The sequence below is a fragment of the Klebsiella sp. 64 genome, assembly GCF_018223915.1.
Taxonomy (GTDB): domain Bacteria; phylum Pseudomonadota; class Gammaproteobacteria; order Enterobacterales; family Enterobacteriaceae; genus Klebsiella; species Klebsiella pneumoniae.
Map to the genome: position 1 here is coordinate 39,356 of NZ_JAGRQZ010000017.1, position 26,772 is coordinate 66,127.

Consider the following 26,772-nt stretch of genomic DNA (forward strand, 5'->3'; position numbering starts at 1 on the left):
AGAAGAAGGCCCCGCCGGTATCCGGCGAGGCCTGGTATTAATGCGTTTCTTCCTGTGGAGTAAACTTCAGCTCAATCAACGCGATCGCTTTTTGCACCGCGCGAAGGGTCACCGGATCGGCAGAAGCCGGATGGCTGGCGAAGTCGATAGCTTTCAGCTGAGTGGTCATTTTTTCACGCACTTCCACCGGCGCAATGACGTCAATGACATCGAGGATCTGTTTGATAACCAGCTGGCAGGCAACCACATCGGAAACCAGCTCGTCGTGTTCGGTAAGATGTTGAGACATTAATTACTCCTTTTTTCAGGAGCGTAATAGTACCCTAAATCGTTAACGATAATAAAACCTGCCGTCGCAGGTTTTTTTATCTACCCTACTGGCTGGCGGGTCGTCTCCTGCCGCTTTGCACAGGATCACACTCTTGATGGCAGTGACAACATGAATACCGCGATCTCTTCCCGCGATGAACGTGCTTTTTCAGCGCCGGCGCTGCTGGTGGCCGGTGCCTTTTTTATGGAGTTTCTCGACGGGACGGTGATCGCCACCGCCCTGCCCGATATGGCGAGGGATTTTGGCGTCACCGCGGTCGAACTGAATATCGGCATCAGCGCCTATCTGATTACCCTTGCGGTCCTGATCCCGGCCAGCGGCTGGATCGCCGATCGCTTCGGCGCCCGGGCTATTTTTACTCTCGCCCTGGCGATCTTTACCCTTGCCTCGGTCTTCTGCGGCCTCTCCACCGAGGTGCATATCTTTGTCGCCATGCGTATCCTTCAGGGAGTCGGCGGCGCGCTGATGGTCCCCGTTGGTCGCCTTGCGGTGCTACGCACCACGCCGAAACACCAGCTGATCAAGGCCATCGCCACCCTGACCTGGCCGGCGCTGGTGGCCCCCATTATCGGCCCGCCTTTGGGCGGCTTTATAACCCGCTACGCCAGCTGGCACTGGATCTTCTTTATCAATGTCCCGCTGGGCCTTGCCGCCATCATCCTTTCGCTGCGCATTATCCCTGATATTCGCGAAACGGAACGGCGCTCCTTCGATCTCAGCGGATTTATCACTACCTCGGTCGCGATGGTCAGTCTGGTGACCGCGATGGAGCGGCTCGGCGATCGCCAGCCGCAGATCTGGCCAACGCTGGCTCTCGCCGCGCTTGGCTTCGGCTGTCTGTTATATTCCATTCGTCATTTCCGCCGGGCGGCGGCGCCTATGGTTCGTCTCGACGCCCTGCAGGTGCCGACGTTCCGGGTGACAATGTACGGCGGCTCGTTGTTCCGGGCCTCCATCAGCGCGGTGCCTTTTCTGCTCCCCCTGCTGTTCCAGGTGGGATTCGGTATGGATCCTTTTCATTCCGGCCTGCTGGTGCTGGCGGTGTTTGTCGGTAATTTAACCATTAAACCCGCCACCACACCGCTCATTCGCTGGCTGGGCTTTCGTCGGCTACTGCTGATCAATGGCGCGTTGAACGTCTGTTCGCTGCTGGCTTGCGCGCTGCTTACGCCGCAGACGCCGGTCTGGGCCATCATGCTGATCCTTTATCTCGGCGGGGTGTTTCGCTCAATCCAGTTTACCGGTGTAAGCACGCTGGCCTTCGCCGATGTCCCCGCCGCGCAGATGAGTGATGCTAATACGCTGTTCAGTACCGCGTCGCAGCTGGCGGTAGGGCTGGGGATCACGCTCGGGGCGATTGGCATTCGCCTGGGCGAGCAGGTCGGCGACTGGCTGCATCTTACTGAACTACCGGGGATCAGCTTCCGCCTGTCGTTTGTGTTTATCGCCTTGATATGTCTGGTAGGGATGATCGACAGCCTGCATCTGGCCAAAACGGCCGGCAGCAGCGTGTCGGAGAAGAAGAAATAGAAGAAAAAATAAACGACGGAAGGGCCAGCGGCGCTGGCCCTGATGACGGTTAAGCGACGATCTGGCGAACAAAGTCTTCGATTGCTTTATCCTGGCAGTTTTCGAAGAAGCACTGCTGGAAGCGTGGGCCGGAGACTGCGGTTTTCACCAGCTGCGGATCGATGGCGCGCAGGGTATCGAGGTAGTTCTCTTTTACTACTGCCGCTTTGACCTGGTTGAGGATCCCGGCATTGCGCACCTGCGGTTCTTTGCGCTCCGGCGGATAGCCTTCGCCGTTGCGGCCGGTAAAGGCTTTTTCAAAGATAAACCGCACATTCAGTTCGGCGCCCCAGCCGAAGCCTTTGGCAAACGGCAGCGACAGCGCATTACCGTTGTTGATCTGGGCAAACAGGAACGCATCCGCCGGATCGATACAGTAGCCGCAGACCACGCCCGGATGGATGTTCAGCGACATCAGCGCCCCCTGACCGGTACCGCAGCCGGTGACCACGAAGTCAACTGCTTTCGAATTCAGCAGAATACTGGCCATGATCCCAAGATGGATGTAGGTCAGATGATGATCGTTCTCATCGCTCATGCCGACGTTATAGACCGGGAATCCTTTTTCGTCGGCAACCGCGTTAAGCTCCTTGAGGATGATGGCGTTTTTGTTCGCCTGGCTGTTCTCCATCATCAGTGCAATCTTCATGGTTTACTCTCCTGAATGCTGTGCGGGCCTGCCCGCAGAATGTCATTGGCGTTGACTGCACTCTACTACCTTGAAAACAAAATTTCAAATTTTATGAAAAGTTGTTTTAAAATTTACGCGGTGCTTCACACTTTCGCAAGCTCCCCCTGTCTGTTGACCTCAGCCCTCTGCATGCTGGCGCATCCGCTTCGTCCTCCCTTGCCACCCGCCGGCGACAAAGTCCTGACCGCCCAGGCAATAATGAATAATAAATTAAAAGCATTCTCATTTATTATTAAACTGCCAATGCGTGTTATTCCCATTAGCATTTTAAATAAAACATTTTTAAATTTACTTTTTGCAAATAATTAAATAACAAATTATAGTGGCAGCCAATAACATCTATTATTTAATTCCAGGAGTGCAACGATGCTGAAAACGGACATGATTGACAAACTGAATGAACAGATGAATCTTGAACTCTATTCTTCTCTTCTTTATCAGCAGATGAGCGCCTGGTGCAGTTACCACAGTTTTGAAGGCGCCGCGGCCTTCCTGCGTCGCCATGCTCAGGAAGAGATGACCCATATGCAGCGCCTGTTCGACTATCTAACCGACACCGGCAGCCTGCCGCGGATCAACGCTATCGCCTCCCCGTTTGCCGAATATGCCTCACTCGACGAGCTGTTCCGCCAGACCTACGAGCATGAGCAGCTGATCACGCAAAAAATAAATGAACTGGCGCACGCGGCCATGACCAGCCAGGATTATCCGACCTTTAATTTCCTGCAGTGGTATGTTGCTGAACAGCATGAAGAAGAGAAATTATTTAAATCGGTGATCGATAAACTGACCCTCGCTGGAAAAAGCGGCGAAGGTCTGTACTTTATCGATAAAGAGCTGGCTACCCTCGACGCGCAGAATTAATCCCCCGCGCCGCGACAGTCCGTGTCGCGGCCCTCTTAATGTCGGCAGATCTTATTTTCTGCGGTAGTAAAACCTTCCTCTCTGGCAATAAATTTGCCTTTTTTCTCTAAAAACGCTACCAGCTGTGCGGCGCTTAGATTCTCTGCTGAACAGGTGTGAAACCGCGCCTCTTCGCCAAAGCGGCGGCGAATGGCGGCCTCCAGCGAGGCAACCGTCCAGGACTCACCCGAGGCGAGCATCATCTGTAAAACTTCATGACCATGAATAGAAGACATAACCCCTCCTGCAAAAACCGCCAGCTTAGGCCAGACCGTCAACCCGCGCCTTGCGCCAGCGCAGGCTTTCTCCCTCTTATTATGTAAACATTTCATTACACAACTTGTAATCCCGATTTGACGAAAGCCGTAATATCCCCTACTCTGCGCGGCATAATTTATTGTTATTTGCTGTAGGGATAGCGAAAAGCGTGAAAAACCGCACTCTGGGCAGTATTTTAATCGTAGCTGGCACCACCATCGGTGCAGGAATGTTGGCAATGCCATTGGCCGCCGCAGGCGTCGGCTTTACCGTCACGTTGGGTTTACTTTTCACCCTGTGGGCATTGATGTGCTATACCGCCCTTTTGCTGCTGGAAGTCTACCAGCATGTCCCTGCCGATATGGGGCTCGGTTCTCTGGCGGCGCGCTATCTGGGCCGTTATGGGCAGTGGGTTACCGGATTCTGCATGCTGTTTCTGCTGTACGCCCTCACGGCAGCCTATATCAGTGGCGCCGGTGAATTACTCGCTTCCAGCCTCAACCAGTGGCTGGACTGGCAGCTACCACCGGCCGCAGGCGTACTGATCTTCACCCTCCTCGGCGGGGCGGTAGTGTGCATTGGCACTGCGCTGGTGGATCTGTTCAATCGCTTCCTGTTTAGCGCCAAAATCGTCTTCCTGGTGATTATGCTGGCCCTGCTGATGCCGCACATTCATCAGGTGAACCTGCTGACGCTGCCGGTTGAGCAAGGCCTGGCCCTGTCGGCCATTCCGGTGATTTTCACCTCCTTTGGTTTTCACGGCAGCGTCCCGAGCATCGTCAGCTATCTGGGGGGGGATATTCGCAAATTGCGCCGGGTATTTATCATCGGCAGCTTTATTCCTCTGGTGGCCTATATTTTCTGGCAGCTGGCGACGCTGGGCAGTATCGACGCCCCGGCCTTTACCGCCCTGCTGGCAAATAACGCTGGTCTGAACGGCCTGCTGGAGGCGATCCGCGAAGTGGTGGCGTCACCGCATGTGGAGCTGGCCGTTCACCTGTTTGCCGACCTTGCGCTGGCGACGTCATTCCTCGGCGTCTCGCTCGGCCTGTTTGATTATCTGGCGGATATGTTTCAGCGTAAAAACAGCGTCGGCGGGCGTCTGCAGAGCGGGATAATCACCTTCCTGCCGCCGCTGGCGTTCGCCCTGTTCTATCCCCGCGGTTTCGTCATGGCCCTCGGCTACGCCGGGGTGGCATTAGCCGTGCTGGCGCTGATAATGCCGGCCCTGCTGGTCATGAAGAGTCGCCGAGAGCATCCGCAGGCTACCTGGCGGGTCGCCGGCGGCGCACCGACGCTATGGCTGGTTCTGCTGTGCGGGATCGGCATCGTGGCTATTCAGTTCAGCATCGCTGCCGGGTTGTTGCCCGCGGTGGGATAAAAAAGGGGCCTGCTGGCCCCTTGTTCATTTCGCTAAGCAACACTGCTTATACTTTTTACCGCTGCCGCATGGGCAGGGATCGTTGCGTCCGACTTTCGCTTCATTTCTTATTGGCTGCGGGGCCTCCACCGGCTGCGGATTCGCTATCCAGTACTGATAAAGCGCCAGCGCCGCCGGCGTGATACGCTCGATGCTGGCGATAAATTCATCCGCCGTCAGATTATCCAGCGCGCTAAACTGTTCTTCGCTGCCGTGGAGCGCGATAGCGTCCAGCTCCGGCTGGAGTTCAGCGGGCAACGTCGACCAGTCGCTCAGCGCCACGCCGCGCAGATAGCCAAAGCACCACTCCTCGACTATGGTCAGCTCCTGACCTTCCGCTTCGCGGGTGCCGAACAGCGGTTCGAACTGATCGGGATAAGACTCCAGCCGTTCGGCGATATCGCTCATATGCTGCAGCGTCAGATTGACAAAGCGATCGCGCTCGCGATCGTTGGCCCAGCGCGGGACATTATCCGCCCCGCCCCAAATCGCCAGCAGCCACTGAGCGGGTTCGATGTCGGTCGGCGCAGAGAGGATCGCCGTCAGCAGGCCATCCAGTTCAGAGACATCCAGAATGGCGCCTTCGGCGGCGTATTTCGCCAGAGTGTCATCCAGCCATTCCAGTTCGTTTTCGTTCAAAGGTCCGGTATTCATTCACAGGCTCGCATGGTAAAAATCGGGCCTACAGTAGCCGAATTGCCGACAGAAAGCCACCCGGCGATACCTATTGCGCCGGTGTCAACGATACGCGATCAGGCCAGGCCGCGCAGCGCCGACGCCACCTCACGACAGGCCTCCTCCCCTAACGAAAGCAAAGGACGGGGAAGCGAGTCTGGATCGCAGAGTCCGAGCATCGCTGCGGCGCTGGCTATCACTCGCAGGCTACCACCATAGCGATCAAAGCATCGCCATAGGGGGGCCAGCTGCTCATTCAGTGCCGCAGTCTGCGCCACATCGCCGCTACGTATCGCTCTTACCAGCGCCAGTGAGCAGCGGGGAAAGAGTCCGCCGCAGACCGAATACCAGGCTTCGCAGCCGGCCTGCAACCCGGCAGTGGCCCACGCATCGCCGCTGACGCCAAGCGTAACGCGAGAGGGAAGATGCTGACGCAGGGCCGCTACACGTTCGCTCGCCTGTGGCGCGGGCAGGCCGGGAATTTTAATCGAGGCAATGGCCGGCAAGGCGGCGATGCGCCCCTGCAGCTCATCCGCCAGCATTACGTGGGTAGTGCGGGGATTGTCATACAGGCAAACCGGCACCGAGACATGCCGACAGACTTCTTCGTAAAAGGCAAAGATCTCCTCCGCGGAAAGCGGCTGATAGGACATCATCGGCAGTAATAACGCATCCGCCCCTGCCTCCTGAGCATCCTCCACCAGGCGTAGCACCTCGTTAGTCGCAATGGCGCCGACGCCGACCATCATCGGGATCGACCCCGCATGCGCCTTCGCCACCTGCACCACTCGTCTGCGCTGCTCACGGCTGAGATAAGCGTAGCTACCGGTTGAACCTAAGATGCCCAGAGAGTCGACTCCGGCATCGGTAAGACGGGCGAGAATACGAATAAACGCTTTTTCATCAAAATTTTGCTGATGCAAAGGTGTCAAAGGAAATGCGCAAAGTCCACTGAACATGCTGCCTCCGGCAGGCTGGGCTGAGAGTCCGTTTGATAGTAGCAAGGCGCGATCGTTTTGTCCTGGGACAAATGAGAAATTGACTGTAAGGCAAGAGTTAACCGAAAAACGCCGTGGCGTCAGGCTGGCGGGAAAGGTATCAGAAAGCGAAAGTACAGAAACAAGAAAACCACCCGTAGGTGGTTTCACGACACTGCTTATTGCTTTGATTATTCTGTATTTCCCAATGGTACCCGGAGCGGGACTTGAACCCGCACAGCGCGAACGCCGAGGGATTTTAAATCCCTTGTGTCTACCGATTCCACCATCCGGGCTCGGGATATAAAGTGGAGGCGCGTTCCGGAGTCGAACCGGACTAGACGGATTTGCAATCCGCTACATAACCGCTTTGCTAACGCGCCTTTAATACTGAAGCACCCGCAACTGCCGATGCTGTTAATCTGGAGCGGGAAACGAGACTCGAACTCGCGACCCCGACCTTGGCAAGGTCGTGCTCTACCAACTGAGCTATTCCCGCATCATCAAGTTATTTGCTAATCACTTGATTTTGTTATCGTCTGGAAGACTGTGCCGCCGTTCGATGCGTTGCATTCTACTTATCTCTCGCGGTGAGTCAACGGTATTTTTCGCAACTTTGTATCGTTTGCTGAAAATAACGGCGAAACGATCACTGATCAAGCAAATCGCCGCGCGCCGCGTTCAAATACTGCAGCATCGACCACAGCGTCAGCACCGCCGCCACGAGGAAAAGCGCGATCCCGGCCCACTCCACCCACGGATAAGGACGCCACAGCATCCATACCAGGGCGGTCATCTGGGCGGTCGTTTTCACTTTGCCAATCCACGAGACCGCCACGCTGCTGCGTTTCCCCAGCTCCGCCATCCACTCACGCAGCGCGGAGATAATGATCTCACGGGCAATCATGGTCGCCGCCGGTAGCGTGACCCACCAGGTGTGATAGTGTTCGGCAACCAGCACCATGGCGATAGCCACCATGACTTTATCGGCAACCGGGTCGAGGAAGGCGCCAAAACGGGTGCTCTGATTCCAGCGACGAGCGAGGAAACCATCAAACCAGTCGGTTACCGCGGCAACAAAGAAGATTAGCGCGCAGGCAAACGGCGCCCAGCTAAAGGGCAGATAAAACGCCAGCACAAAAAACGGGATCAGGATGACGCGAAACAGAGTAAGCAACGTAGGGATATTAAATTGCATAGTGACGGGTAACTATCTGTTGTAAGTAAAAATTAGCCCTATGTTGCTACAGAGCCCCTAATGTTTCAACGAGTAGAAGATCTTTTCTGCCAGAGCGTGAGAGATGCCCGGTACTTTAGCAATTTCTTCGACGCTGGCCTGCTGTAGCCCCTGCAGCCCACCCATATACTTCAGCAGCATCTGACGACGCTTCGGCCCCACCCCCTCGATAGTCTCAAGCGAGCTGGTGCTCTTCACTTTCGCCCGTTTTTTGCGATGCCCGGAGATCGCATGATCGTGCGATTCATCGCGAATATGTTGGATCACATGCAGGGCCGGCGAATCCGGCGGCAGGCTAAACCCTTCCCCTTCCGGCTCAAAGAATAACGTTTCCAGACCCGCTTTTCGATCGCTACCTTTCGCCACGCCCAGCAGCAGCGGATGATGTTTATCCCAGGGGACGTCCAGTTCAGCAAACACGGCTTTCGCCTGGGCCAGCTGTCCCTTGCCGCCGTCTATCAGGATCACATCCGGGATCTTGTTGTCATCAATCGCTTTACCATAGCGACGGCGCAGGACCTGATTCATCGCCGCATAGTCATCGCCAGGGGTAATGCCGGTGATGTTGTAGCGCCGATACTCCGCGCGCAGTGGGCCATTGCTGTCAAACACCACACAGGATGCTACGGTCTGTTCGCCCATGGTGTGGCTGATGTCAAAACACTCCATTCGCTTGACGGCCGGCAGCTCCAGTACGCCGGCCAGCGCCTGCAAACGCTGATGAATGGTCGATTGCTGAGACAATTTGGTCGTTAACGCTGTCGCGGCGTTGGTCCGCGCCAGCTTAAGATAACGCGCTCTGTCGCCGCGCGGCTTAGTCTGCACATTGATTCGACGACCCGCCAGCTCCGACAGCGAGTCGGCCAGCAGCGTCTTATCCCCAAGGTTAAAGTCGAGCAAAATCTCCCCCGGCAGCGTGCGCATTTGGCTGCCCTGCAGGTAGAACTGGCCGACAAAGGTCTCCACGACCTCTCCCAGCTCGGTGCCGCCCGGCACTTTCGGGAAGTAGCTTCGGCTGCCCAGCACTTTGCCCTGACGGATAAACAGCACATGCACGCAGGCCATGCCGGCATCGAAGGCGACGCCGATCACGTCGAGGTCGTCACCGGTGTTGGAGACAAACTGTTTCTCCGTCACGCGGCGGACGGCCTGAATCTGGTCGCGGATGCGCGCGGCCTCTTCGAACTCCAGGTTCTGGCTCGCCTTCTCCATCCGCGCGATGAGCTGGGTCAGCACCTGGTCATCCTTGCCGGCGAGAAACAGCCGCACATACTCTACCTGCTGAGCATACTCTTCTTCGCTGACCAGCCCGGCCACGCACGGCCCCAGGCAGCGACCAATCTGATACTGCAGACAGGGGCGGGAGCGATTGCGGTAGACGCTGTTTTCACACTGACGGATGGGAAAGATTTTCTGCAGCAGCGCCAGGGTCTCGCGCACGGCATAGCCGTTGGGAAAAGGACCAAAATATTCGCCCTTCGCATGTTTGGCGCCGCGATGCATCGCCAGACGCGGATGAGTATCGCCGCTGAGAAAAATAAAAGGATACGATTTATCGTCGCGTAACAGCACGTTGTAACGTGGCTGGTACAGCTTAATATAGTTGTGCTCAAGCAGCAGCGCTTCCGTCTCGGTGTGGGTGACGGTCACGTCGATTTGCGCGATCAGCGCTACCAGCGCTTCCGTTTTACGCGACGCAAGGTTGCTGCGGAAGTAGCTACTGAGCCGCTTTTTCAGATCTTTGGCTTTGCCAACATAGATGACGGTTCCGCCAGCATCATACATCCGATACACACCGGGCTGGCTGGTCACCGTTTTCAGGAAAGCTTTTGCGTCAAAAACATCACTCACTGGCTTGCTAACGACTCCGCATTACACAGGCCATGGCGAATTGCCAGGTGGGTCAGCTCGACATCGCCATGAATGTTTAATTTACTGAACATCCGATAGCGGTAGCTGTTAACCGTTTTAGGACTCAGATTTAGCTGCTCTGAGATCTCATTCACCTTCTGACCTTTGGTGATCATCAGCATAATCTGCAATTCGCGTTCAGACAAACTGGCAAACGGCGATTCTGTCTTTTCGGGTTCAATCTGACTTAACGCCATTTGCTGGGCAATATCGGAGGCAATATAGCGCTGCCCGGACGCGACGCAGCGGATGGCATTCACCACTTCCTGCGGCGCGGCGCCTTTACTGAGATAGCCTGCCGCGCCCGCCTGCATGACCTTGGCAGGTAAAGGATTCTCGGTATGCACGGTCAACATGATCACTTTGGTGCCCGCCACGGAGCGCGCGATTTTGCGCGTCGCTTCAAGACCACCGATCCCAGGCATGTTCATGTCCATCAGGACGACATCTGCGGAATTAGCCCGGCACCACTTGACGGCGTCCTCGCCGCAGCAGGCTTCGCCAGCGACTTTAATCCCTTTTATATCTTCCAGAATGCGTCGTATCCCTGCGCGCACCAGTTCGTGGTCATCAACAAGAAGAACGTTGATCAAAGGAATAATCTCCAGAATGAGGGATAACGCTACTGATACTTTATCTCCCACATATTACCGGGTTTTATTGCTATTTTAAAAGGCAAAAAAATGCCCTCGCCTCGATTTGGCTCTCATTTATGGCAATGTCTGTGCACACTAAGTGGAAAGTCATTGAGAACAGTCAGTTGCCCGGCTCTTATTTTTTAACAATACTCATACAGAAGGCACAAAAAACACAACAGATTACGTAGCGCATAAATACGAAGCAAAATATGTAACAATTATTAACGAGCTAAATAGATGGGGGAAATTATTGGCTTGCCGACGGCTATTACGTATTATCCGAAGCATCAAAACATTCACAGCTCAGATGAGAGAACAGAAATTAAGCACACCTTTTTTTTCTGTCGCTTGTGGTATACTGCGCGGCCTTCACATTGACTAGAGCGCAATAGCGCAGCGAGTAAACGAGGATATCGATGAGCACACCAGATTTTTCCACTGCAGAAAATAAGCAGGAACTGGCGCAGGAAGTCTCCTGCCTGAAAGCGATGATTACGCTGATGCTGCAGGCGATGGGCCAGGCGGATGCGGGGCGCGTGATTATTAAAATGGAAAAGCAGATTTCACAGATGGAAGATGAGGCTCAGGCCGCCGTATTCTCCAGCACCGTTAAGCAGATTAAACAAGCCTATCGGCAGTAATCCTGTGCCGGCTGAAAGTATCACTGACAGCCGGTATCACGTCTGACACGCAGAACGGCAGGCGCATTCAGATTAGCCCAGTCGCCACGGCGTAGCAGGCAATTTGCGTTTTATTCGGCGCATTAAATTTCCGCTGCATATTCTTCTGATGGAAATTCACCGTATTTTCCGAAATCGAGAGAATCATCGCCACCTCCGCCGAAGTCTTTCCTTCCGCCGTCCATTTGAGGATTTCCAGTTCGCGGCGGCTGAACTTCATCTCCGGCGGCATCACCATCTCATCTTCCAGACGCAGCAGCGTCAGCAAGCTTAGTTCAGTCAGCGTTCGCAGACGCAGCTCAAGCTCATCTTCAGGGTAACCGCCCGGCAGACGATTGTTCGCGGAGACAGAGAGAAATCCCTGAGCATGGTTTGGCAACGTCAGGCACTGCGTCACGCCCTTTTGCAGACCATGGTCACGCGCCCCGTCCCACAGTGCCGGCGCATCACGAAACAGGCTGTCGTTCCATGGCAGATGGCCACGCATAAAATTCTCCGGCCGTAACACAGGATCTATCGCGAAATAATTTTCTGCCTGATAGTGCGACATCCATGCGCGGGGGTAAGTCGACTGGAACGTAACGCGGGGGCGGGTGAAAGGCACCGGGTGGCGCACACAAAGCGTGTAGTAATCATATTCCAGCGCTTCGGTTTCACGTTGCAGGAGATTATAAACCTCCTCGCCGGTGGCCATGGACTGAAATTGGTGCAGCATATCCCGCCGCCAGCTGAAAAAATCATTGTCCCTCATAGCTGTGCAAATAACTCCTGATTGATAATCATTATTATAAATACAGAAAACTAACACATAAATCTTATTTATATGTATAAAATATCGTAGCTGTCGCATTTATTAGTCTGAAGGCTTGCCATTTTCCCGCTCGCCGCACAGAAACATAGCGCTTTTCTCCCATCATGTTCTACACCCTGCCAAGGGCGATGGGAAGCGGTGTATACGGCCGTGGGAGTCAATAGCGCAAAGACATGTCGCGGGGGAGTTACCCCGCCGCGAGAGTGGGCTAAACGCGGCGGCTCCCGCGAAGCTGAGCCGCCGCGCTAGCACAAGCTTTACTGCATCAGGAATTTTTCAAGGAACTGACGGGTACGCGGCTGCTGGGGCGAAGCGAACAACGCTTTTGCCTCGCCTTGTTCGACAATGCGTCCCTGATCCATAAATATCGCCCGATCGGCTACGTCGCGGGCGAAACTCATTTCATGGGTCACGATCACCATGGTGCGTTTTTCCTGCGCCAGCTGACGGATGGTGTTGAGCACCTCCCCCACCAACTCAGGATCGAGGGCCGAGGTGGGTTCATCAAACAGGATCACGTCCGGACGCATAGCCAGCGCGCGGGCAATAGCCACTCGCTGCTGCTGCCCGCCGGAGAGACGGCGCGGATAGCTATTCTCTTTTCCGCTGAGCCCCACCTTCGCCAGCAGTTCGCGCGCCCGCGCCATGGACTCCTGCTTATCTTCACCTTTTACGATGACCGGCCCTTCAATAATGTTCTCCAGCACCGTACGGTGGGGAAACAGATTAAAGTTCTGGAAGACAAAGCCGACGTGCTGGCGCAGCTGGCGAATGAGCCCTTTCTGCGGCCCGAGGCTGCGACCGGCGTCGATCGTCACATCGCCGACGCGGATAGTGCCGCTCTCCGGTTGCTCCAGCAGGTTGATGCTACGCAGCAGGGTGGTTTTGCCCGAGCCGCTGGGGCCGATGATCGCCACCACTTCCCCTTTCTGTACCTCCAGGTCGATACCATGGAGCACCGTCTGGCCATGGAATTTTTTTACCAGGCTTTTCACTTCTATCGCACTCATTTCGGATCACGCTCCTGGCGGTTCAGCTGGTTTTCAAAATAATTCTGCAGCGAGGAGAGCACTGTCGCCATTACCCAGTAGATCAGGGAGGCCGCCAGATACATGGTGAAGACCTCCAGGGTTCGCGAGGTGATTAGCTGCGCCTGACGAAACAGCTCCGGCACCTGGATCGTTGCCGCCAGCGAGGTATCTTTTACCAGGCTGATAAAACTGTTCGACAGCGGCGGCAAAGCGACCCGCGCCGCCTGGGGTAAAATGGCCCGACGCATCGTCTGCCAGGGCGTCATACCGATACTGGCCGCCGCTTCCCATTGCCCTTTATCAATCGAGGCGATGGCCGCGCGCAGCGTTTCCGCCGCATAGGCCGCAGTATTCAACGACAGGCCGATCATCGCCGCCGGGATCGGGTCAAGCTCAATGCCGAACTGCGGCAAGCCGTAGTAGATCATAAACAGCTGGGCGATAAGCGGCGTGCCGCGGAAAATGGAGATATACATGCGCGCCAGCCATTTTACCGGCCAGACTGGCGACATGCGCATCAGCGCCAGGATAAAGCCCAGCACCAGGCCGAAAAACATCCCGCCAATGCTCAGCTGCAGCGTAAAGACGGCCCCTTTCAGCAGAAAAGGGGCAGAATCAATGACCAGTTGGATACTTTCTTGCATGCTGTCGTTTCTGTATTAGAGGTGAGGATGATAGGCAAACAGCGCCGGCGCTCCGCCGGTGTGGACGAACAGTATCGGCCCTTCATCCTTAAAGCGCTTCTGCGTGATGCCGTCGATAAGCCCGGCCATCGCTTTGCCGGTATAGACCGGGTCGAGCAAAATACCTTCCAGCTGCGCCAGCAGCTTCACGGCGGCCATCCCATCTTCGTTTGGCGTACCGTATCCTGGGGCAAAGTAGTCATCCCACAGTATAATTTCAGCCTTCGCCTGTAGCTCGAGACTGTTGGCCACGGCCTGCTGCAGCGCCACCACTTTCGGCAACTGGTCAGCGACCGAGCGCGACACGGTCACCCCAATCAGTTCCGCCTGCGGCATCAGCTGTTCAAGGCCGACCGCCAATCCGGCATGGGTGCCGGCGCTGCCGGAGGCGACCACGACTGACGAGATCGCCACCGCGTCTTCGCACTGCTGGCTGATTTCCAGTGCGCTTTCCACATAGCCTAACGCGCCGAGGGCATTGGAGCCGCCGACCGGAATAACATACGGACGATACCCCTGCGCCTCAATGCGGGTCGCCAGCTCATCGAGCTGGGCGGCGGGATCGGTCAGGGCATCACACATCTCAACCTGGGTGTTAAAGAGATCCAGCAGCAGACGGTTGCCATTGCTCAGATAGTTCTCCGCCCGGGTGCCGATGGGATTTTCCAGTAGCGCCACGCAATGCAGTCCCAGTTTCGCAGCGACTGCCGCCGTCTGACGCACATGGTTAGACTGGATCGCGCCGGCGGTGATTAAGGTATCCGCGCCCTCGCGCAGCGCATCGGCGGCGAGAAACTCCAGCTTACGCAGTTTGTTGCCCCCCATCGCCAGCGGCGTCGTATCATCACGTTTAATAAAAATTTCGCGCCCAAGGTGATCGGACAGACGCGGGAGATACTCCAGCGGCGTCGGCGCGCCGATCAATTCCAGGCGCGGAAAGCGGGTTAAGTTTTGCAGTGACATGGCCCCTCCTGACTCAGTTATGCTTCATTATGCACACAGTTACGCGCTAAATAAAAAAAGGCGCTTCCAGGAGCGCCTTTTTTCACCGCTGTCCGTTATTTCGTCACGTCAGCGCCAAACCATTTCTCGGACAGCGCCTTCAGGCTGCCATCTTTCTGCATGTCTGCAATCGCGCCATCTACCGCTTTCAGCAGGTCGTCGTTGCCTTTACGCAGCGCAACGCCAGCTTCCTGACGAGAGAAGGCTTCGCCGGTTACCGCCAGCGTATTGTTGGTTTTCTTCACCAGATCCAACGCCGCCAGACGGTCTACCAGAATGGCGTCAATACGGCCTACACGCAGATCCTGGTATTTGGTGGGATCGTCATCATAGGTACGGACATCCACGCCCTGGACATTCTGACGCAGCCACTCTTCATAGTTAGTGCCCAGTCCGACGCCCACTTTCTTGCCTTTCAGATCCGCCGCGGTTTTAATCGCGCCTTCGTTACCCTTCTTCACCAGCGCCTGCACGCCGGAGACGGTATATGGGGTGGAGAAATCGTATTTCTTCTTACGTTCGTCAGAGATAGTGACCTGGTTAATCACCACGTCGATACGCTTGGAGTCCAGCGAGGCCAGCATACCGTCCCATTTGGTCGGTTTGAGATCGGCCTTCACGCCAAGATGTTTCGCCAGTTCGTTAGCGAATTCCACTTCAAACCCGGTCAGCTTGCCGTCATCCCCCTGGAAACTAAAGGGAGGGTAGGTGCCTTCGAGGCCCACGCGTAGGGTGCCGCGCTCTTTAATCTGATTGAGCAGGTTTTCCGCCGCAAAAGTTTTCACGCTGACGCCAGCCATCAAAACAACGGCCATCGCGCCCATCATCGCCTGACGACCCAGAAGTGCTAATTTCATAGATACCCCGAAGGTTAGGATTTTCCTGTAGTGTAAGGCGCTTAACGCCCTGACACCAACATCGTTACGCTACATCTTATGCAAATTTATTATATATGATCCGCTTTAGGGTATAGCGAAAATCAGGGCTTTCCTCACCCTTTTTGCTGGATATCTCCCATACTGCAAAGGTCAGCCTGTTGACGTCTGGAGCATGGAAGATGAAAAACCCCACCTTATTGCAATGTTTTCACTGGTACTACCCCACCGGCGGCGAGCTGTGGCCTGAGGTCGAAGCGCTGGCGCCCAGCCTGAATGAAATCGGCATCAATATGGTCTGGTTGCCACCCGCCTACAAAGGCGCCTCGGGCGGTTACTCCGTCGGCTATGATACCTACGATCTCTTTGACCTCGGCGAGTTTGATCAAAAAGGGTCTGTCGCCACCAAATATGGCGACAAAGCGCAGTTGCTGGCGGCGATCAACGCCCTGAAGGAGCACAATATCGCCGTGCTGCTGGATGTGGTGGTAAACCATAAAATGGGCGCTGATGAAAAAGAGGCTCTGCGCGTTCAGCGCGTCGATGAGCAGGATCGTACGCAAATTGACGAGGAGATCATTGAGTGCGAGGCATGGACGCGCTACACCTTCCCGGTGCGCGCCGGACAGTATTCGCAGTTTGTCTGGGACTACAAATGTTTTAGCGGCATTGACCACATCGAGAACCCGACGGAAGACGGTGTGTTTAAAATCGTCAACGATTACACCGGCGAAGGCTGGAATGAACAGGTCGATGATGAGCTCGGCAACTTTGACTATCTGATGGGCGCCAATATCGATTTCCGCAATCATGCAGTGACCGAGGAGATCAAATACTGGGCGCGCTGGGTAATGGAGCAGACCGGCTGCGACGGTTTTCGTCTTGACGCGGTCAAGCATATCCCCGCCTGGTTTTATAAAGCGTGGATCGAGCATGTTCAGGAGGTGGCCCCGCAGCCGCTGTTTATTGTAGCGGAATACTGGTCCCATGAAGTGGAGAAGCTCCAGCAGTATATCGACCTGGTCGAGGGCAAAACGATGCTGTTTGATGCCCCACTGCAGATGAAATTTCATGAAGCGTCGCGCCAGGGCCGCGATTATGACATGAGCCAGATTTTCAGCGGGACGCTGGTCGAAGCCGACCCTTTCCATGCCGTCACTCTGGTCACCAATCATGATACGCAGCCGCTGCAGGCCCTCGAGGCGCCGGTTGAACCCTGGTTCAAGCCCCTCGCCTATGCGCTGATCCTGCTGCGGGAGAATGGCGTGCCCTCGGTCTTTTATGCCGATCTCTTCGGCGCTTCCTATGAGGATACCGGCGGCGACGGAGAGACCTATGCCATTGAGATGCCCGTTATCGAACAACTCCACGAGCTGATCGACGCCCGTCAGCGTTTTGCCCATGGCGTGCAAACCCTTTGGTTCGATCATCCTAACTGCATCGCCTTTAGTCGTAGCGGTACTGACGACGATCCAGGCTGCGTGGTGATCATGTCCAATGGCGATGAGGGCGAAAAGACGCTGACGCTGGGCGAAAACTATGGCAACAAACGCTGGCGGGATTTTCTCGGTAACCGGGAAGAGATTGTCGAAACCGATGGCGAAGGCTGCGCGACTTTTACTTGTAACGGGGGGAGCGTGAGCGTGTGGGTATTAGAGGAGGTGCTGTAGTTCCCTGACGCCGGGCGGGCCAGCTATGGCCCGCCAAAATCTCAGCGCGTGGAGGCCGGCGCGCTGACGGGCCCCGTCGCTCGCGCTTTGGCCCACGCCTTCTCGCACTCCGGAGTGAGACGTTCAACACGGGACAACGTCATCCGATCGTAGGAGATTGTGTTGCCCTCGCGCTCGACAGGATAGATGTCCAGGGAAGCGGTCACGTTGTAGATCTCACTGTCACGATTCATCAGTTTCCCCGGCTGCGCAATCACGCGCTGCCACTGGCGGCAGTCGAAGGTGTCCCCTTCTTTGGTGACAATCAGGCTGGCAATGGCGTCAGGACTCATCATCGCGCTCTGCGGCCCTTTCGTTTGCCAGAAACCTGCAAGGCCAGCCGGCGCCGGCGCTTTAACGACGTCCTCATAACGATCAACCTGTACGCAACCGGCCAGCGCCACCACCATGCCAGCAAAAAATAACTTTTTCATCATTCATCCCACAAGCCGATAAAAAAGTATTGTGGCATTAAAGCGTTAAGCCTTCCACCCCCACCGCAAAGGGATAAGCGAGCAAGCCAGCAACCGCTAACGTGGGTTTCATTTGAAGTAAGGAAATTCTGAAAGTAAAAGAATACTGGGCGCGTAACCATAGCATCTATGGGCACTTTTTGTTTTTAATTCGGTCACACTACCGGTTCTTGACTTTACTTTAAGAGTTTTCCTGGCAAATTATATGCATAGATGCGGAATAGTTTAATGGAGCTAATGGGTTCTTTCTAAACCTACTATTATTATCGCCCGCAAGGACTGCTTCGCACAGCCAGTGCGAAGTGTATATCGTTACGTGTTGATTGAGGATGGGTCATGTCAACGATGATTATGGATTTGTGCAGCTATACCCGGTTGGGATTGACGGGATATCTGACCAGTCGGGGAATTAAAAAACAGGAAATCGTTGAGGTCAACAGTGCTGCGGATCTGCAGAAACACTGTACGTCGTGTTGCCCGGCGGTGGTGTTTCTGAATGAAGACTGTTTCGTGCATGATGATGAAAGTAATGGCATTATTCGCCAGATCATTACGCAAAACCCGGCGACGCTGTTTGTTATCTTTATGTCGCTGGCGAACATCCATTTTGACCGCTATTTGCGGGTACGGAAGAATCTGCTAATCAGTTCAAAATCGATAACCCCAAAAGACCTTGATGTTATTCTGGTTAATTATCTTAAATACAAAAACACCAGTGTAGGGCAGTTAACTTTACCGACATTGTCACTGAGTAAAACAGAATCAAATATGCTGCAAATGTGGATGGCCGGGCATGGTACTTCGCAAATCTCAACGCAAATGAACATCAAAGCGAAGACGGTATCGTCGCATAAAGGCAATATTAAAAAGAAAATACAAACGCATAATAAGCAGGTGATTTATCATATCGTTCGGCTGACCGAAAACATCACCTCCGGTATTCAGGTAAATATGCGCTGAAACAAACTGGCGGCGCTCCCGCCAGTTCAGTTTTACGAGACCTCTTTTTCCACGAAAATCCCATCCGGGTGGCCTATTTCATTAAAAAACCAGATCCCCAGAGGATAGTCTTCCAGTGAAACCAGATACATCGTTCCTTCACTAAACGACTCAATCGCCAGCACTACCCCCGATCGACGTGGGCCACCGTCGGTCTTCACCGTGACACGATCGTTCACCTGCATAATCATCTCCTCTATATTTTCAGCCAGTGTAGAACAAAACCACGCAACTCGCAGCGTCGCGGCACGTGACTGGCGCTTTTTTAGACCGACTATACTTAGAGAGGCTTGAGCAACGCTCAGCGAGGGGGGTAATGATGAAGCACCAATTAACAGGCCAGACCGGGGACGACCTTGATGTCAACGTAGATGCCCTGCTGGCGGCAATTAATGAGATCAGCGAAAGCGAAGTCCATCGCACGCTGGACGACCCGCAGCGCGCCAGCATCGATGGCCGCGGGTCACATACCTGGCGTGAGCTGGCGGAGGCATTCGAACTCGATATTCACGATTTCAGCGCCAGTGAAGCCAACCGTTAGCGGCAGGCGAAAAAAATCCCGACTCGCAGGAGTCGGGATCAAACTTGCTAATGCAAGAAGCACTTGAAAATTCGTTACACCGGGAAATCCGATGCGTTGAAACATTATCCTCAATTATTTTGCATGACAAGAGATATTCATGACGCAAAATATTGAGAATGTTGGCGCTTGATGACTTATCGGGCTGCAAGGCTGATGTGAGAAGGCTTAGCCGCAAACCGGTTTCATTCGATAGCGCGATCGCCTGCGATCACTTTAAGATAATTCTCATTTTGCCAATCGGCATCGAAACGTTTTACTCACGCTGCGCTGCGAAAACAGACCTGGTTACGCCCATTTTGCTTGGCCAGATAGAGTCGCCCATCGGCCACCGACTGCAGCGCTTCAAACTGATACTCCCCCCGCTCTTCGCTGGCGCTCACCCCTAACGAGGCGCTAACCCGCAGCGTCACGTTGTTATGCAAAAAGACTTCCCGTCCCTGGATACGCTGGCGCAATCGCTCCGCCACCGCCGCTGCTTCCTGCAGGGTGGTATTCGGTATCACGATACAAAACTCTTCTCCGCCCACTCTGCCCAGCAGATCGCCCTGCCGAACCGCGCTGGACAGCGTACTGGCCACCATCGACAGCACCCTGTCCCCCGCCTGATGACCATAGCGATCGTTGATGTGCTTAAAATGATCCAGATCGAGCTGGATCACCGCCAGCGGCCGTCCGCTGCGCTGGCAGTCGCTGGCTACCGCCATCGCCTGTTCAAACAGCGCCCCGCGATTGAGCAGGCGGGTCAAGGCATCGTGCCATGCCTGCCACTCCAGAGAGGTTTGCAGAACGCTCATGTTGCGGACCATGCGGCGGATCACCAGCCAGGAGAGCAACAGCATCAAGGTGAAGAGGACCCACATCAGGGTCAGGGCGATGGTGATGGTGCCAAAGTTCCCGCGGACGCCTTCCCGCAGAGTGTGGATCCGCAGCAGCACGCCGTCAAAATTGCGCAGTTTGGCCCAGCTGATATAGCGCGTCAGCAGACGCAGCCCTCCCTGGTTATCATGGACAAACGCGCGGCTCAGCAGCTCCTGCTCGCGCGGGGACAGCAGGGTCAGGACATTCCCCGGCGCGGAAGAAGCCAGCAGGTTCAAATGGCTATCATAAAGTTGGTACTCTCCCTCTTGTCCCCCCTGCATGGCGCTAACCAAAAACGCTTTGATTTCACTGACTGAGAAATCCATCGCCAGCACGCCGCGCCAGTAACCGGCAAAATCCAACGGTATCGAAGCGGTGACCACCTGCTCTTCCAGCTGCGGGTCATCGTCAGGAAAGGTTTGCCAGATAACACCTCGCCCCGGATTATTTCGCTGGGTCTGGCGGGTAAACCACGGAGCGCCGAGGGCTTGGGAATAGTGCGTTATCACCTGCGACTCATCCCGCAGCGGCAGGGTCGAGGTAAAAAAGCCGCTACGAGAGATATACTGCATCCGCTCGGCGAAATCGCGATCGTGCTGCGTCAGATTTAGCAGATAACCCAGCTCGAGCGTCGCCATTAGTTCATCAGCCGCCAGCGGATCGTCCACCAGCAGGATAGGGTTGTCGCCAGCGACGCTGCCCGAGATGTCAAACACCGGCAGCGTACGCCGGTTCGGTAGCGCCACCCGCCAGGCCTGCTGATGGCGCTGGCTCAGATAGCGTTGGCTGGCCTTACGCAATACATCGATATCAAGCGGCTGTTCGAGCGCCGCCTGCATCCCATGGCGAAAAAACATCATTCTGTCGATGTTGAACTGCAACAGCCCATCCATTTCATGAGCGACGTTAGCCAGATTGTTACGCTGGTTGGCCACGTAGGCCTCTTCCAGGACATTGATTTCACGCCAGATCAGCAGCGTGGAGAAAAACAGCACTGCGATAAAACAAGCGTTAACCACATGCCCCGGGCGAGCCAGGTGGTAGCACTTTTTTAACTTCAACCGCAGTGGCTTATCCATCTTTCTCTCGCAGTACGTTGCGCAAACCTCGCGGCGTCAGCGCCCCGGTCTCTGTCGATACCCGGGGCGTTTTCAGAGTAGAACACGCGGCGCCGTTACGCTGCGTTTCGCCATGCTACTTTCCAGCGCCACGCAGGCTGCTCACCGCCTTAACGCCCGCCAGCACCACCGCGCCGATGATAAAACCCAGCACCAGGTTGGCGACGACCGGCAGCGTGGAGGCCATCACCCCACCCAACCCCGCGCTCCAGTGCTCGATGGCATGATGCAGCGGCGCAATACCGTGAACGACAATCCCCCCGCCGACGAGGAACATGGCCAGCGTCCCGACGATAGACAACACCTTCATCAGGCGGGGAGCGACGGCCAGGAGCCCTTTACCCAGCCACTGCGCCAGCGCACTACGTTTTTCCGCCAGCCAGTAACCCATGTCGTCCAGCTTGACGATCACCCCCACCAGGCCATACACCCCGATAGTGACCAGAATCGCAATCCCCGAGAGAATAAGGATCTGGTTAAGCAGCGGAGCTTCCGCCACGATGCCGAGGGTAATGGCGACAATTTCCGCGGACAAAATAAAATCGGTGCGAATCGCGCCTTTTACTTTGTCACGCTCAAAGGCCAGCGGATCGCGCTCCGCCAGCGCGGCGAGACGCTGCTGCCGCCGTTCAGGATCCTCTTTGTGTTTCCGCGCTTCCAGACTGTGCAGTACCTTCTCCACCCCTTCGAAACAGAGAAACGCGCCGCCCAGCATCAACAATGGCGTAATCGCCCAGGGGATGAAGGCGCTGATCAACAAAGCCAGTGGCACGAGGATCACTTTGTTAACGAACGACCCTTTCGCCACTCCCCAGACCACGGGCAACTCGCGATTCGCCCGCACGCCGGTAACCTGTTGGGCATTGAGAGACAAATCGTCGCCCAGCACCCCCGCCGTTTTTTTCGCCGCTACCTTGCCCATCACGGAAATATCGTCCAGCAGCGTGGCGATATCATCAAGTAATGTTAAAAGACTACTTCCTGCCAAAATGATTTTCCTTCTCTTTTCATCAATGTCTCCCTCGAGTATGCGTTAAAAAACGGCCGGTGCCCAAGGTACAATTAGTCAATATAAATTTAACAACCTGACGCAAATTAACCACTCGCCAGCACGATAGTTTTCACGTTTACTATATGTCCCCTTTCTATCTCTGCACCGTCGTGAGGAAGTATGTCTACCCGTCAGCTTTTACCGCTCATCGGGGCGCTGTTTGCGCTGTATATCATCTGGGGCTCTACCTATTTCGCTATCGCCGTCGGGGTCGCCAGCTGGCCGCCGCTAATGATGGCCGGCATTCGTTTTCTCGCTGCCGGCGTGCTGTTGCTGGGGTGGCTACTGGCCACCGGCCATAAGCTACCGGCGCGTCGTCCGCTGCTTAACGCTGCGCTGATCGGCGTGTTGCTGCTTGCGGTTGGCAACGGCTTCGTGACGCTGGCTGAACATCAGCATGTCCCCTCCGGCATCGCGGCGGTGATGGTCGCCACCGTACCGCTGTTCACCTTATGCTTCAGCCGCTTTTTCGGCATCGCCACCCGTAAACTGGAGTGGCTGGGCATTGCCATTGGCCTTGCGGGTATCGTGATGCTCAACAGCGGAGGCAACCTGAACGGCAACCCCTGGGGCGCACTGCTGATCCTGATTGGTTCCCTAAGCTGGGCCTTCGGCTCGGTTTACGGTTCGCGAATCGTACTGCCGACCGGCATGATGGCGGGGGCAATCGAGATGCTCGCCGCCGGGATCGTCCTGCTGGCGGCCTCATGGCTGAGCGGTGAAACCTTAACCCGCGTCCCTTCCTGGTCCGGGATCGCCGCCCTGGCCTATCTGGCCATCTTTGGCTCGCTGATCGCCATTAACGCCTACATGTTTTTAATCCGCAATGTCACCCCGGCGGTCGCCACCAGCTACGCCTATGTTAATCCGGTGGTCGCGGTGCTCCTCGGTACTGGGTTCGGCGGCGAGAGCCTGTCGCTCATTGAGTGGCTGGCGCTGGCGGTGATTATTTTCGCCGTAGTGCTGGTGACGCTGGGGAAATATCTCTTCCCCGTCCGCAGCGAGGCTACTCCTTGTAAGGCGTCGAAGTAGTCGTCAGTTCGCGGATCCCCTGCGTATCGATCTGCGCGTCGTGTCCGGCGCCGCAGATCCACTCTTCCAGACGTTCGGTGAGCGCCGCATCACTCAGCCTAAGGCGCCCGCGCAGGGCGCATTCCCAGATGATTAATACCCGCCAGCCCTCTTCGGCCAGCTTTTGCCGGTCGCGGGCGTCGCGCGCCACGTTACCGGCGATTTTGTCCAGCCAGAATGCCGTGCGGGTGGCCGGCACCTTAAACAGATAGCAGTCATGGTGATGCCAGAAACAGCCGTGAGTAAAGATAACGCAACGGTAGTCGGGTAAAGTGAAATCGGGACGTCCCGGCAGCGCGCGATCCTGGGCGACAAAGGTGAATCCCGCCCCGGTCAGCAGCGCCGCTATCCGCTTTTCAATCGCCGTATCGCGCGTGGCGATCGCCCGCATATTTTTACTGCGCGTCGCTTTATCGTGAACATCCGCCATCATTATCATCCGCTTCGCGGCGCGCCACCGCCTGAGCGATGCGCGGCGCCAGGAGTTTCGCCACCGCGGCGAAGACCGGAACCACCACCGAGTTGCCAAACTGACGATAGGCCTGCGTATCCGATACCGGGATGCGAAAACGCGCCCCCTGCGGGGATTCAAAGCCCATCAGCCGGGCGCATTCGCGCGGCGTTAACCGGCGAGGGCGCCGCTGTTGATTCAGCGGATCGTCAAAATGCTTCTCACCGAGCGGCCGGTCCCAGCCGCGATCGACGAGAATTTCGGCACCATCTTTATAGTAGCGGGCAGAAAGCGTCCGGGCCACGCTGTGGGGATTGGCGGGGTCAACCAGGCCATAACCAAAGCCATTGCCCCGCGCCTGATGCTTGCGGGCATAACGATAAAGATATTTCCACAGCACCGGCGTAAGAATAAATTTCGCATCGACCGTCGGCTCCAGTAGCTCGCCAAATGTTGGCCGCACCGCCGGGTACTGCGCCGCGATGTCGCGCAGCGTAAATCCAGCATGCAGCTGCAGATCGCGACGGAAACCCACCAGCACGATGCGCTCCCGGTGTTGAGGCAAGAAATGGCGCCCGTCAATCACCTTCGGGTCATCCGGCCCGGTATGCCCCGCGTCAGCTACTTCATATCCCAGCTCATCCAGCGTCTGCATGATGATACGGAAGGTGCGCCCCTGATCGTGGCTTTTGAGGTTTTTGACATTCTCCAGCACAAAAATCGCTGGCTGACGAGCCGCGATAATTCTCACCACGTCAAAAAACAGCGTTCCCTGGGTTTCGCAGGCAAAGCCATGCGCACGGCCCATCGCATTTTTCTTAGAGACGCCGGCAAGCGAGAAAGGCTGGCAGGGGAAGCCAGCCAGCAGCACATCATGCTGAGGGATAGATTCACGAATATGCCGCGCCGCCTCCTCGTCGCTAACGTCAGAGCGTTGGCTGAGGGTAATATCGCGGATATCTTCATTAAAACGGTGCTGCTGCGGATCACAGTACCAGTTGGCCTTATAGGTGCGTACCGCGTGCTTGTTCCACTCGCTGGTGAAAACGCACTGTCCGCCGATGGCTTCAAAACCACTGCGGATCCCACCAATACCGGCAAACAGATCGATAAAACGGAACCCATAGTGCGGATGATGGGCCGGCGGCGAAGGCAGGAGCGTCGCCAGATGAGCAACTTCCTGCGGGCGCAAACGCTCCGCCGCGCGGCCAAGCGCCGCCACGCGCTTGAGGATCGCCGCGCTCCAGTGCTGTTCGCCGACGCTCACCAGTTCGGCAACCAGCGTTTTTACATCGTAGATCGTCATCAGCTGACGCAGCAGCGCCTCAGCGTCTTCCCCGGCCTGTTCAGCCAACGACAACGACCTGTGTTCCTTGCTTAACTTTTGCGGCATATCCTCAACCAACGCGGACGATTTTGGCAGAGAGTACCATAAATCACCGGTCGGTTGACGCCTGCGGTGCAAAGCGGCGCAAAACCGCTTCATCCAGCGCCAGCGGCTCCCCCTGCAGCTCCGCGCTGAGCTTAGCCATAAATTCGACGAGAAAACGGGCATTATGCTGCGCCATCGCTTTCCCCTTGTCAGTTTGCATGGTTTCCGGCAGGCGCAGAAGTTTGCACTGGAAATGGTCGAGGGCATATTTGCGGTCATCCAGCGCCCGCCGATCAGCAAAAGGATCTTCGGCATCAAACAAGATGGTATTCAGGGCGCCGGCGACAGCGAAGACCCTCGCCAGACCAATGGCTCCCAGCGACTCGAGTCGATCGGCATCCTGAACTATTTTCGCCTCCAGCGTGCGCGGTGGGATCGCCGCGCTGAAGCTGTGCGCCTCGATGGCATGGCTGACCGCCGGGTAACGATCCGCAGGAAAATCAGCAAAGGCCGACTGCAGAATGGCGAGGGTTTTCTCGGCGGCCATCATCGAGGATCGACTTCGCTCCGGATGATTTTTTGGCAAGCTGACGATGTCATGAAAATAGCAGGCCGTGAGGAGTACCAGCCGGTCGACTTCCTCCCCCGCGGCCAGCTGAGTGGCGGTCGCCCAGACGCGACGAAAATGGGACAGATCGTGTGCGGCGTCATCCTGCGCATGGTGCGTCAGTATCCAGCGCTCAAATCGTTGCTGCCAGTCAACCAGGTCCATAGGCTTTCCTTTATCTGAGGGTCAGCCTCGAGCATAGCAATTTTAGCGCTGATGATCCTGCTCGCCGCGGGATGGACGCGTATACCAGACGACCGCGCCGAGAATAGAGCCAATGCCGCCGAGGACCAGCATACCCAACAGGGCGCCAAGCCATTTCCCGGCCGTTGTTCCAAAATCACCCTCCACGCTGGCGCCGGGAACGCTGTGAATTTTTCCCACTACCCACCAGTAACGCACAATGACCCAGACACAATATCCGCAAAAAGCATACAACGCCCAGAGCGCAAGTTTCCCTCCCGGGCTGCGTTTTGCCTGCTCTTCCATCTCATTCCTCTCCGTGACACAACAGACTATTGTCACTCAAAACGTGACACGCATCACATTATACCGCTAACCTGCGTCACAGGCAGCAGTTTCATCTTCGTCTTCTGCGCCTTCTCGCGACTTATGCTGCCAATGCGCACAGGCTGAAGAGATGTCCTTATTATCTCCCGTACGCTTAAAGCTATTCATTACTTAATTATCGCAAGCTGGGTTGATAATCCCCTGGATATTTACATTCACACAAAATAAATTCCCATAATGAATAATGTACTTGATTATTATTTGTGCAATTTATTTCA

30 protein-coding genes and 3 tRNA genes are annotated in these 26,772 nt (G+C 55.7%); 9 read left to right on the top strand and 24 right to left on the bottom strand.

Translation table 11 applies throughout. The annotated features are described in order from the left end of the window. Positions 1-37: 37 nt before the first annotated feature. Positions 38-289 carry a DUF2766 family protein gene (locus KHQ23_RS12905; RefSeq protein WP_002911524.1) on the bottom strand — a complete coding sequence of 84 codons (252 nt, stop codon included), beginning with the start codon at positions 287-289 and terminating at the stop codon, positions 38-40. Between the two features lie 150 nt (positions 290-439). Here KHQ23_RS12905 and KHQ23_RS12910 point away from each other — a divergent pair, with 150 nt between their 5' ends. After that, on the top strand, positions 440-1,861 hold the full coding sequence (locus KHQ23_RS12910; protein ID WP_004148871.1) for an MFS transporter: 1,422 nt from the start codon (positions 440-442) through the stop codon (positions 1,859-1,861). Between the two features lie 49 nt (positions 1,862-1,910). Here KHQ23_RS12910 and KHQ23_RS12915 read toward each other — a convergent pair whose 3' ends face one another. Next, positions 1,911-2,549: an RpiB/LacA/LacB family sugar-phosphate isomerase gene (locus KHQ23_RS12915; RefSeq protein WP_002911528.1), complete on the bottom strand. Its 639-nt coding sequence runs from the start codon at positions 2,547-2,549 to the stop codon at positions 1,911-1,913. Between the two features lie 171 nt (positions 2,550-2,720). Here KHQ23_RS12915 and KHQ23_RS12920 point away from each other — a divergent pair, with 171 nt between their 5' ends. Both KHQ23_RS12920 and ftnA read left to right on the top strand, forming a co-directional pair. Continuing rightward, a complete protein-coding gene (locus KHQ23_RS12920) occupies positions 2,721-2,900 on the top strand; it encodes a hypothetical protein (RefSeq protein WP_020801895.1) in 180 nt (59 codons plus the stop codon). A gap of 57 nt (positions 2,901-2,957) precedes the next feature. Then, the gene (ftnA, locus tag KHQ23_RS12925) at positions 2,958-3,455 is read left to right on the top strand and encodes a non-heme ferritin (RefSeq protein WP_004141101.1); all 498 of its coding nucleotides are present in this window, start codon (positions 2,958-2,960) and stop codon (positions 3,453-3,455) included. A 35-nt stretch (positions 3,456-3,490) separates the two neighbouring features. Here ftnA and KHQ23_RS12930 read toward each other — a convergent pair whose 3' ends face one another. Beyond that, the gene (locus KHQ23_RS12930; protein WP_004175410.1) at positions 3,491-3,730 is read right to left on the bottom strand and encodes a YecH family metal-binding protein; all 240 of its coding nucleotides are present in this window, start codon (positions 3,728-3,730) and stop codon (positions 3,491-3,493) included. A gap of 191 nt (positions 3,731-3,921) precedes the next feature. Here KHQ23_RS12930 and tyrP point away from each other — a divergent pair, with 191 nt between their 5' ends. After that, the gene (tyrP, locus tag KHQ23_RS12935; RefSeq protein WP_004151453.1) at positions 3,922-5,133 is read left to right on the top strand and encodes a tyrosine transporter TyrP; all 1,212 of its coding nucleotides are present in this window, start codon (positions 3,922-3,924) and stop codon (positions 5,131-5,133) included. A 24-nt stretch (positions 5,134-5,157) separates the two neighbouring features. On the opposite strand, the gene KHQ23_RS12940 is transcribed toward tyrP, so the two are convergent. From KHQ23_RS12940 to uvrY, 8 genes are all read right to left on the bottom strand, one after another. Next, positions 5,158-5,826: a YecA family protein gene (locus tag KHQ23_RS12940; RefSeq protein ID WP_004141106.1), complete on the bottom strand. Its 669-nt coding sequence runs from the start codon at positions 5,824-5,826 to the stop codon at positions 5,158-5,160. Between the two features lie 98 nt (positions 5,827-5,924). Continuing rightward, on the bottom strand, positions 5,925-6,806 hold the full coding sequence (locus KHQ23_RS12945; protein WP_004184676.1) for a dihydrodipicolinate synthase family protein: 882 nt from the start codon (positions 6,804-6,806) through the stop codon (positions 5,925-5,927). A 227-nt stretch (positions 6,807-7,033) separates the two neighbouring features. After that, positions 7,034-7,120, bottom strand: a tRNA-Leu gene (locus KHQ23_RS12950). Between the two features lie 13 nt (positions 7,121-7,133). Continuing rightward, positions 7,134-7,207, bottom strand: a tRNA-Cys gene (locus tag KHQ23_RS12955). 40 nt (positions 7,208-7,247) lie between these two features. Then, a tRNA-Gly gene (locus tag KHQ23_RS12960) sits at positions 7,248-7,323 on the bottom strand. A 150-nt stretch (positions 7,324-7,473) separates the two neighbouring features. Continuing rightward, positions 7,474-8,022: a CDP-diacylglycerol--glycerol-3-phosphate 3-phosphatidyltransferase gene (pgsA, locus tag KHQ23_RS12965; RefSeq protein WP_004141115.1), complete on the bottom strand. Its 549-nt coding sequence runs from the start codon at positions 8,020-8,022 to the stop codon at positions 7,474-7,476. Between the two features lie 57 nt (positions 8,023-8,079). Beyond that, positions 8,080-9,912 carry an excinuclease ABC subunit UvrC gene (gene uvrC / locus KHQ23_RS12970; protein WP_004214380.1) on the bottom strand — a complete coding sequence of 611 codons (1,833 nt, stop codon included), beginning with the start codon at positions 9,910-9,912 and terminating at the stop codon, positions 8,080-8,082. Beyond that, the gene (uvrY, locus tag KHQ23_RS12975) at positions 9,909-10,565 is read right to left on the bottom strand and encodes a UvrY/SirA/GacA family response regulator transcription factor (protein ID WP_002911539.1); all 657 of its coding nucleotides are present in this window, start codon (positions 10,563-10,565) and stop codon (positions 9,909-9,911) included. The genes uvrC and uvrY overlap by 4 nt, the downstream gene beginning before the upstream one ends. A gap of 461 nt (positions 10,566-11,026) precedes the next feature. Between uvrY and KHQ23_RS12980 the strand changes: the two genes are divergently transcribed. Next, complete coding sequence (locus KHQ23_RS12980; protein WP_002911541.1) at positions 11,027-11,251, top strand: DUF2594 family protein; 225 nt, start codon at positions 11,027-11,029, stop codon at positions 11,249-11,251. Positions 11,252-11,318: 67 nt separating this feature from the next. Here KHQ23_RS12980 and sdiA read toward each other — a convergent pair whose 3' ends face one another. The 5 genes from sdiA to tcyJ form a co-directional block, all read right to left on the bottom strand. Next, positions 11,319-12,041: a transcriptional regulator SdiA gene (gene sdiA / locus KHQ23_RS12985; protein WP_002911542.1), complete on the bottom strand. Its 723-nt coding sequence runs from the start codon at positions 12,039-12,041 to the stop codon at positions 11,319-11,321. 317 nt (positions 12,042-12,358) lie between these two features. Continuing rightward, positions 12,359-13,111, bottom strand: a complete 753-nt coding sequence (gene tcyN / locus KHQ23_RS12990) for an L-cystine ABC transporter ATP-binding protein TcyN (RefSeq protein WP_004151455.1) — start codon at positions 13,109-13,111, stop codon at positions 12,359-12,361. After that, on the bottom strand, positions 13,108-13,776 hold the full coding sequence (gene tcyL, locus KHQ23_RS12995; protein ID WP_002911547.1) for a cystine ABC transporter permease: 669 nt from the start codon (positions 13,774-13,776) through the stop codon (positions 13,108-13,110). The genes tcyN and tcyL overlap by 4 nt, the downstream gene beginning before the upstream one ends. A gap of 15 nt (positions 13,777-13,791) precedes the next feature. Then, positions 13,792-14,778: a D-cysteine desulfhydrase gene (dcyD, locus tag KHQ23_RS13000; protein ID WP_004180445.1), complete on the bottom strand. Its 987-nt coding sequence runs from the start codon at positions 14,776-14,778 to the stop codon at positions 13,792-13,794. Positions 14,779-14,873: 95 nt separating this feature from the next. Next, the gene (tcyJ, locus tag KHQ23_RS13005) at positions 14,874-15,674 is read right to left on the bottom strand and encodes a cystine ABC transporter substrate-binding protein (RefSeq protein WP_004899204.1); all 801 of its coding nucleotides are present in this window, start codon (positions 15,672-15,674) and stop codon (positions 14,874-14,876) included. A 200-nt stretch (positions 15,675-15,874) separates the two neighbouring features. On the opposite strand from tcyJ, the gene amyA reads away from it, so the two are divergent. After that, a complete protein-coding gene (gene amyA, locus KHQ23_RS13010; RefSeq protein WP_004189225.1) occupies positions 15,875-17,362 on the top strand; it encodes an alpha-amylase in 1,488 nt (495 codons plus the stop codon). 41 nt (positions 17,363-17,403) lie between these two features. Here amyA and yedD read toward each other — a convergent pair whose 3' ends face one another. Beyond that, on the bottom strand, positions 17,404-17,838 hold the full coding sequence (yedD, locus tag KHQ23_RS13015; RefSeq protein ID WP_004189223.1) for a lipoprotein YedD: 435 nt from the start codon (positions 17,836-17,838) through the stop codon (positions 17,404-17,406). Positions 17,839-18,210: 372 nt separating this feature from the next. Here yedD and rcsA point away from each other — a divergent pair, with 372 nt between their 5' ends. After that, a complete protein-coding gene (gene rcsA / locus KHQ23_RS13020; protein ID WP_002911561.1) occupies positions 18,211-18,834 on the top strand; it encodes a transcriptional regulator RcsA in 624 nt (207 codons plus the stop codon). A gap of 32 nt (positions 18,835-18,866) precedes the next feature. Here the strand turns inward: rcsA and dsrB are convergent, their stop codons facing one another. Continuing rightward, positions 18,867-19,058 (bottom strand): protein DsrB, encoded by a 192-nt coding sequence (gene dsrB, locus KHQ23_RS13025; RefSeq protein ID WP_002911586.1) that lies wholly within the window; start codon positions 19,056-19,058, stop codon positions 18,867-18,869. A gap of 134 nt (positions 19,059-19,192) precedes the next feature. Here dsrB and KHQ23_RS13030 point away from each other — a divergent pair, with 134 nt between their 5' ends. Further along, the gene (locus KHQ23_RS13030; RefSeq protein WP_002911589.1) at positions 19,193-19,414 is read left to right on the top strand and encodes a YodD family protein; all 222 of its coding nucleotides are present in this window, start codon (positions 19,193-19,195) and stop codon (positions 19,412-19,414) included. A 299-nt stretch (positions 19,415-19,713) separates the two neighbouring features. Here the strand turns inward: KHQ23_RS13030 and dgcQ are convergent, their stop codons facing one another. Together dgcQ and KHQ23_RS13040 are read right to left on the bottom strand one after the other, a co-directional pair. Then, positions 19,714-21,393, bottom strand: coding sequence for a cellulose biosynthesis regulator diguanylate cyclase DgcQ (gene dgcQ, locus KHQ23_RS13035; protein ID WP_032434780.1), 1,680 nt, complete (start codon positions 21,391-21,393; stop codon positions 19,714-19,716). Positions 21,394-21,508: 115 nt separating this feature from the next. After that, a complete protein-coding gene (locus KHQ23_RS13040; RefSeq protein ID WP_002911591.1) occupies positions 21,509-22,420 on the bottom strand; it encodes a DUF808 domain-containing protein in 912 nt (303 codons plus the stop codon). 183 nt (positions 22,421-22,603) lie between these two features. Between KHQ23_RS13040 and yedA the strand changes: the two genes are divergently transcribed. Then, positions 22,604-23,515 carry a drug/metabolite exporter YedA gene (yedA, locus tag KHQ23_RS13045; protein ID WP_004184683.1) on the top strand — a complete coding sequence of 304 codons (912 nt, stop codon included), beginning with the start codon at positions 22,604-22,606 and terminating at the stop codon, positions 23,513-23,515. Here the strand turns inward: yedA and KHQ23_RS13050 are convergent. The 4 genes from KHQ23_RS13050 to drpB all read right to left on the bottom strand — a co-directional run bounded on the left by KHQ23_RS13050 (position 23,490) and on the right by drpB (position 26,473). Next, a complete protein-coding gene (locus tag KHQ23_RS13050) occupies positions 23,490-23,984 on the bottom strand; it encodes a very short patch repair endonuclease (RefSeq protein ID WP_004200342.1) in 495 nt (164 codons plus the stop codon). The genes yedA and KHQ23_RS13050 overlap by 26 nt on opposite strands. Continuing rightward, entirely contained in the window at positions 23,965-25,365 is a 1,401-nt protein-coding gene (locus KHQ23_RS13055; protein ID WP_014343261.1) for a DNA cytosine methyltransferase, read from the bottom strand. Before KHQ23_RS13055 ends, KHQ23_RS13050 begins: the two co-directional genes overlap by 20 nt. A 76-nt stretch (positions 25,366-25,441) precedes the next feature. Beyond that, positions 25,442-26,149 carry a phosphohydrolase gene (locus KHQ23_RS13060; protein WP_002911594.1) on the bottom strand — a complete coding sequence of 236 codons (708 nt, stop codon included), beginning with the start codon at positions 26,147-26,149 and terminating at the stop codon, positions 25,442-25,444. A 42-nt stretch (positions 26,150-26,191) separates the two neighbouring features. Continuing rightward, positions 26,192-26,473 carry a cell division protein DrpB gene (gene drpB / locus KHQ23_RS13065; protein ID WP_004151461.1) on the bottom strand — a complete coding sequence of 94 codons (282 nt, stop codon included), beginning with the start codon at positions 26,471-26,473 and terminating at the stop codon, positions 26,192-26,194. Between the last annotated feature and the right edge of the window lie 299 nt (positions 26,474-26,772).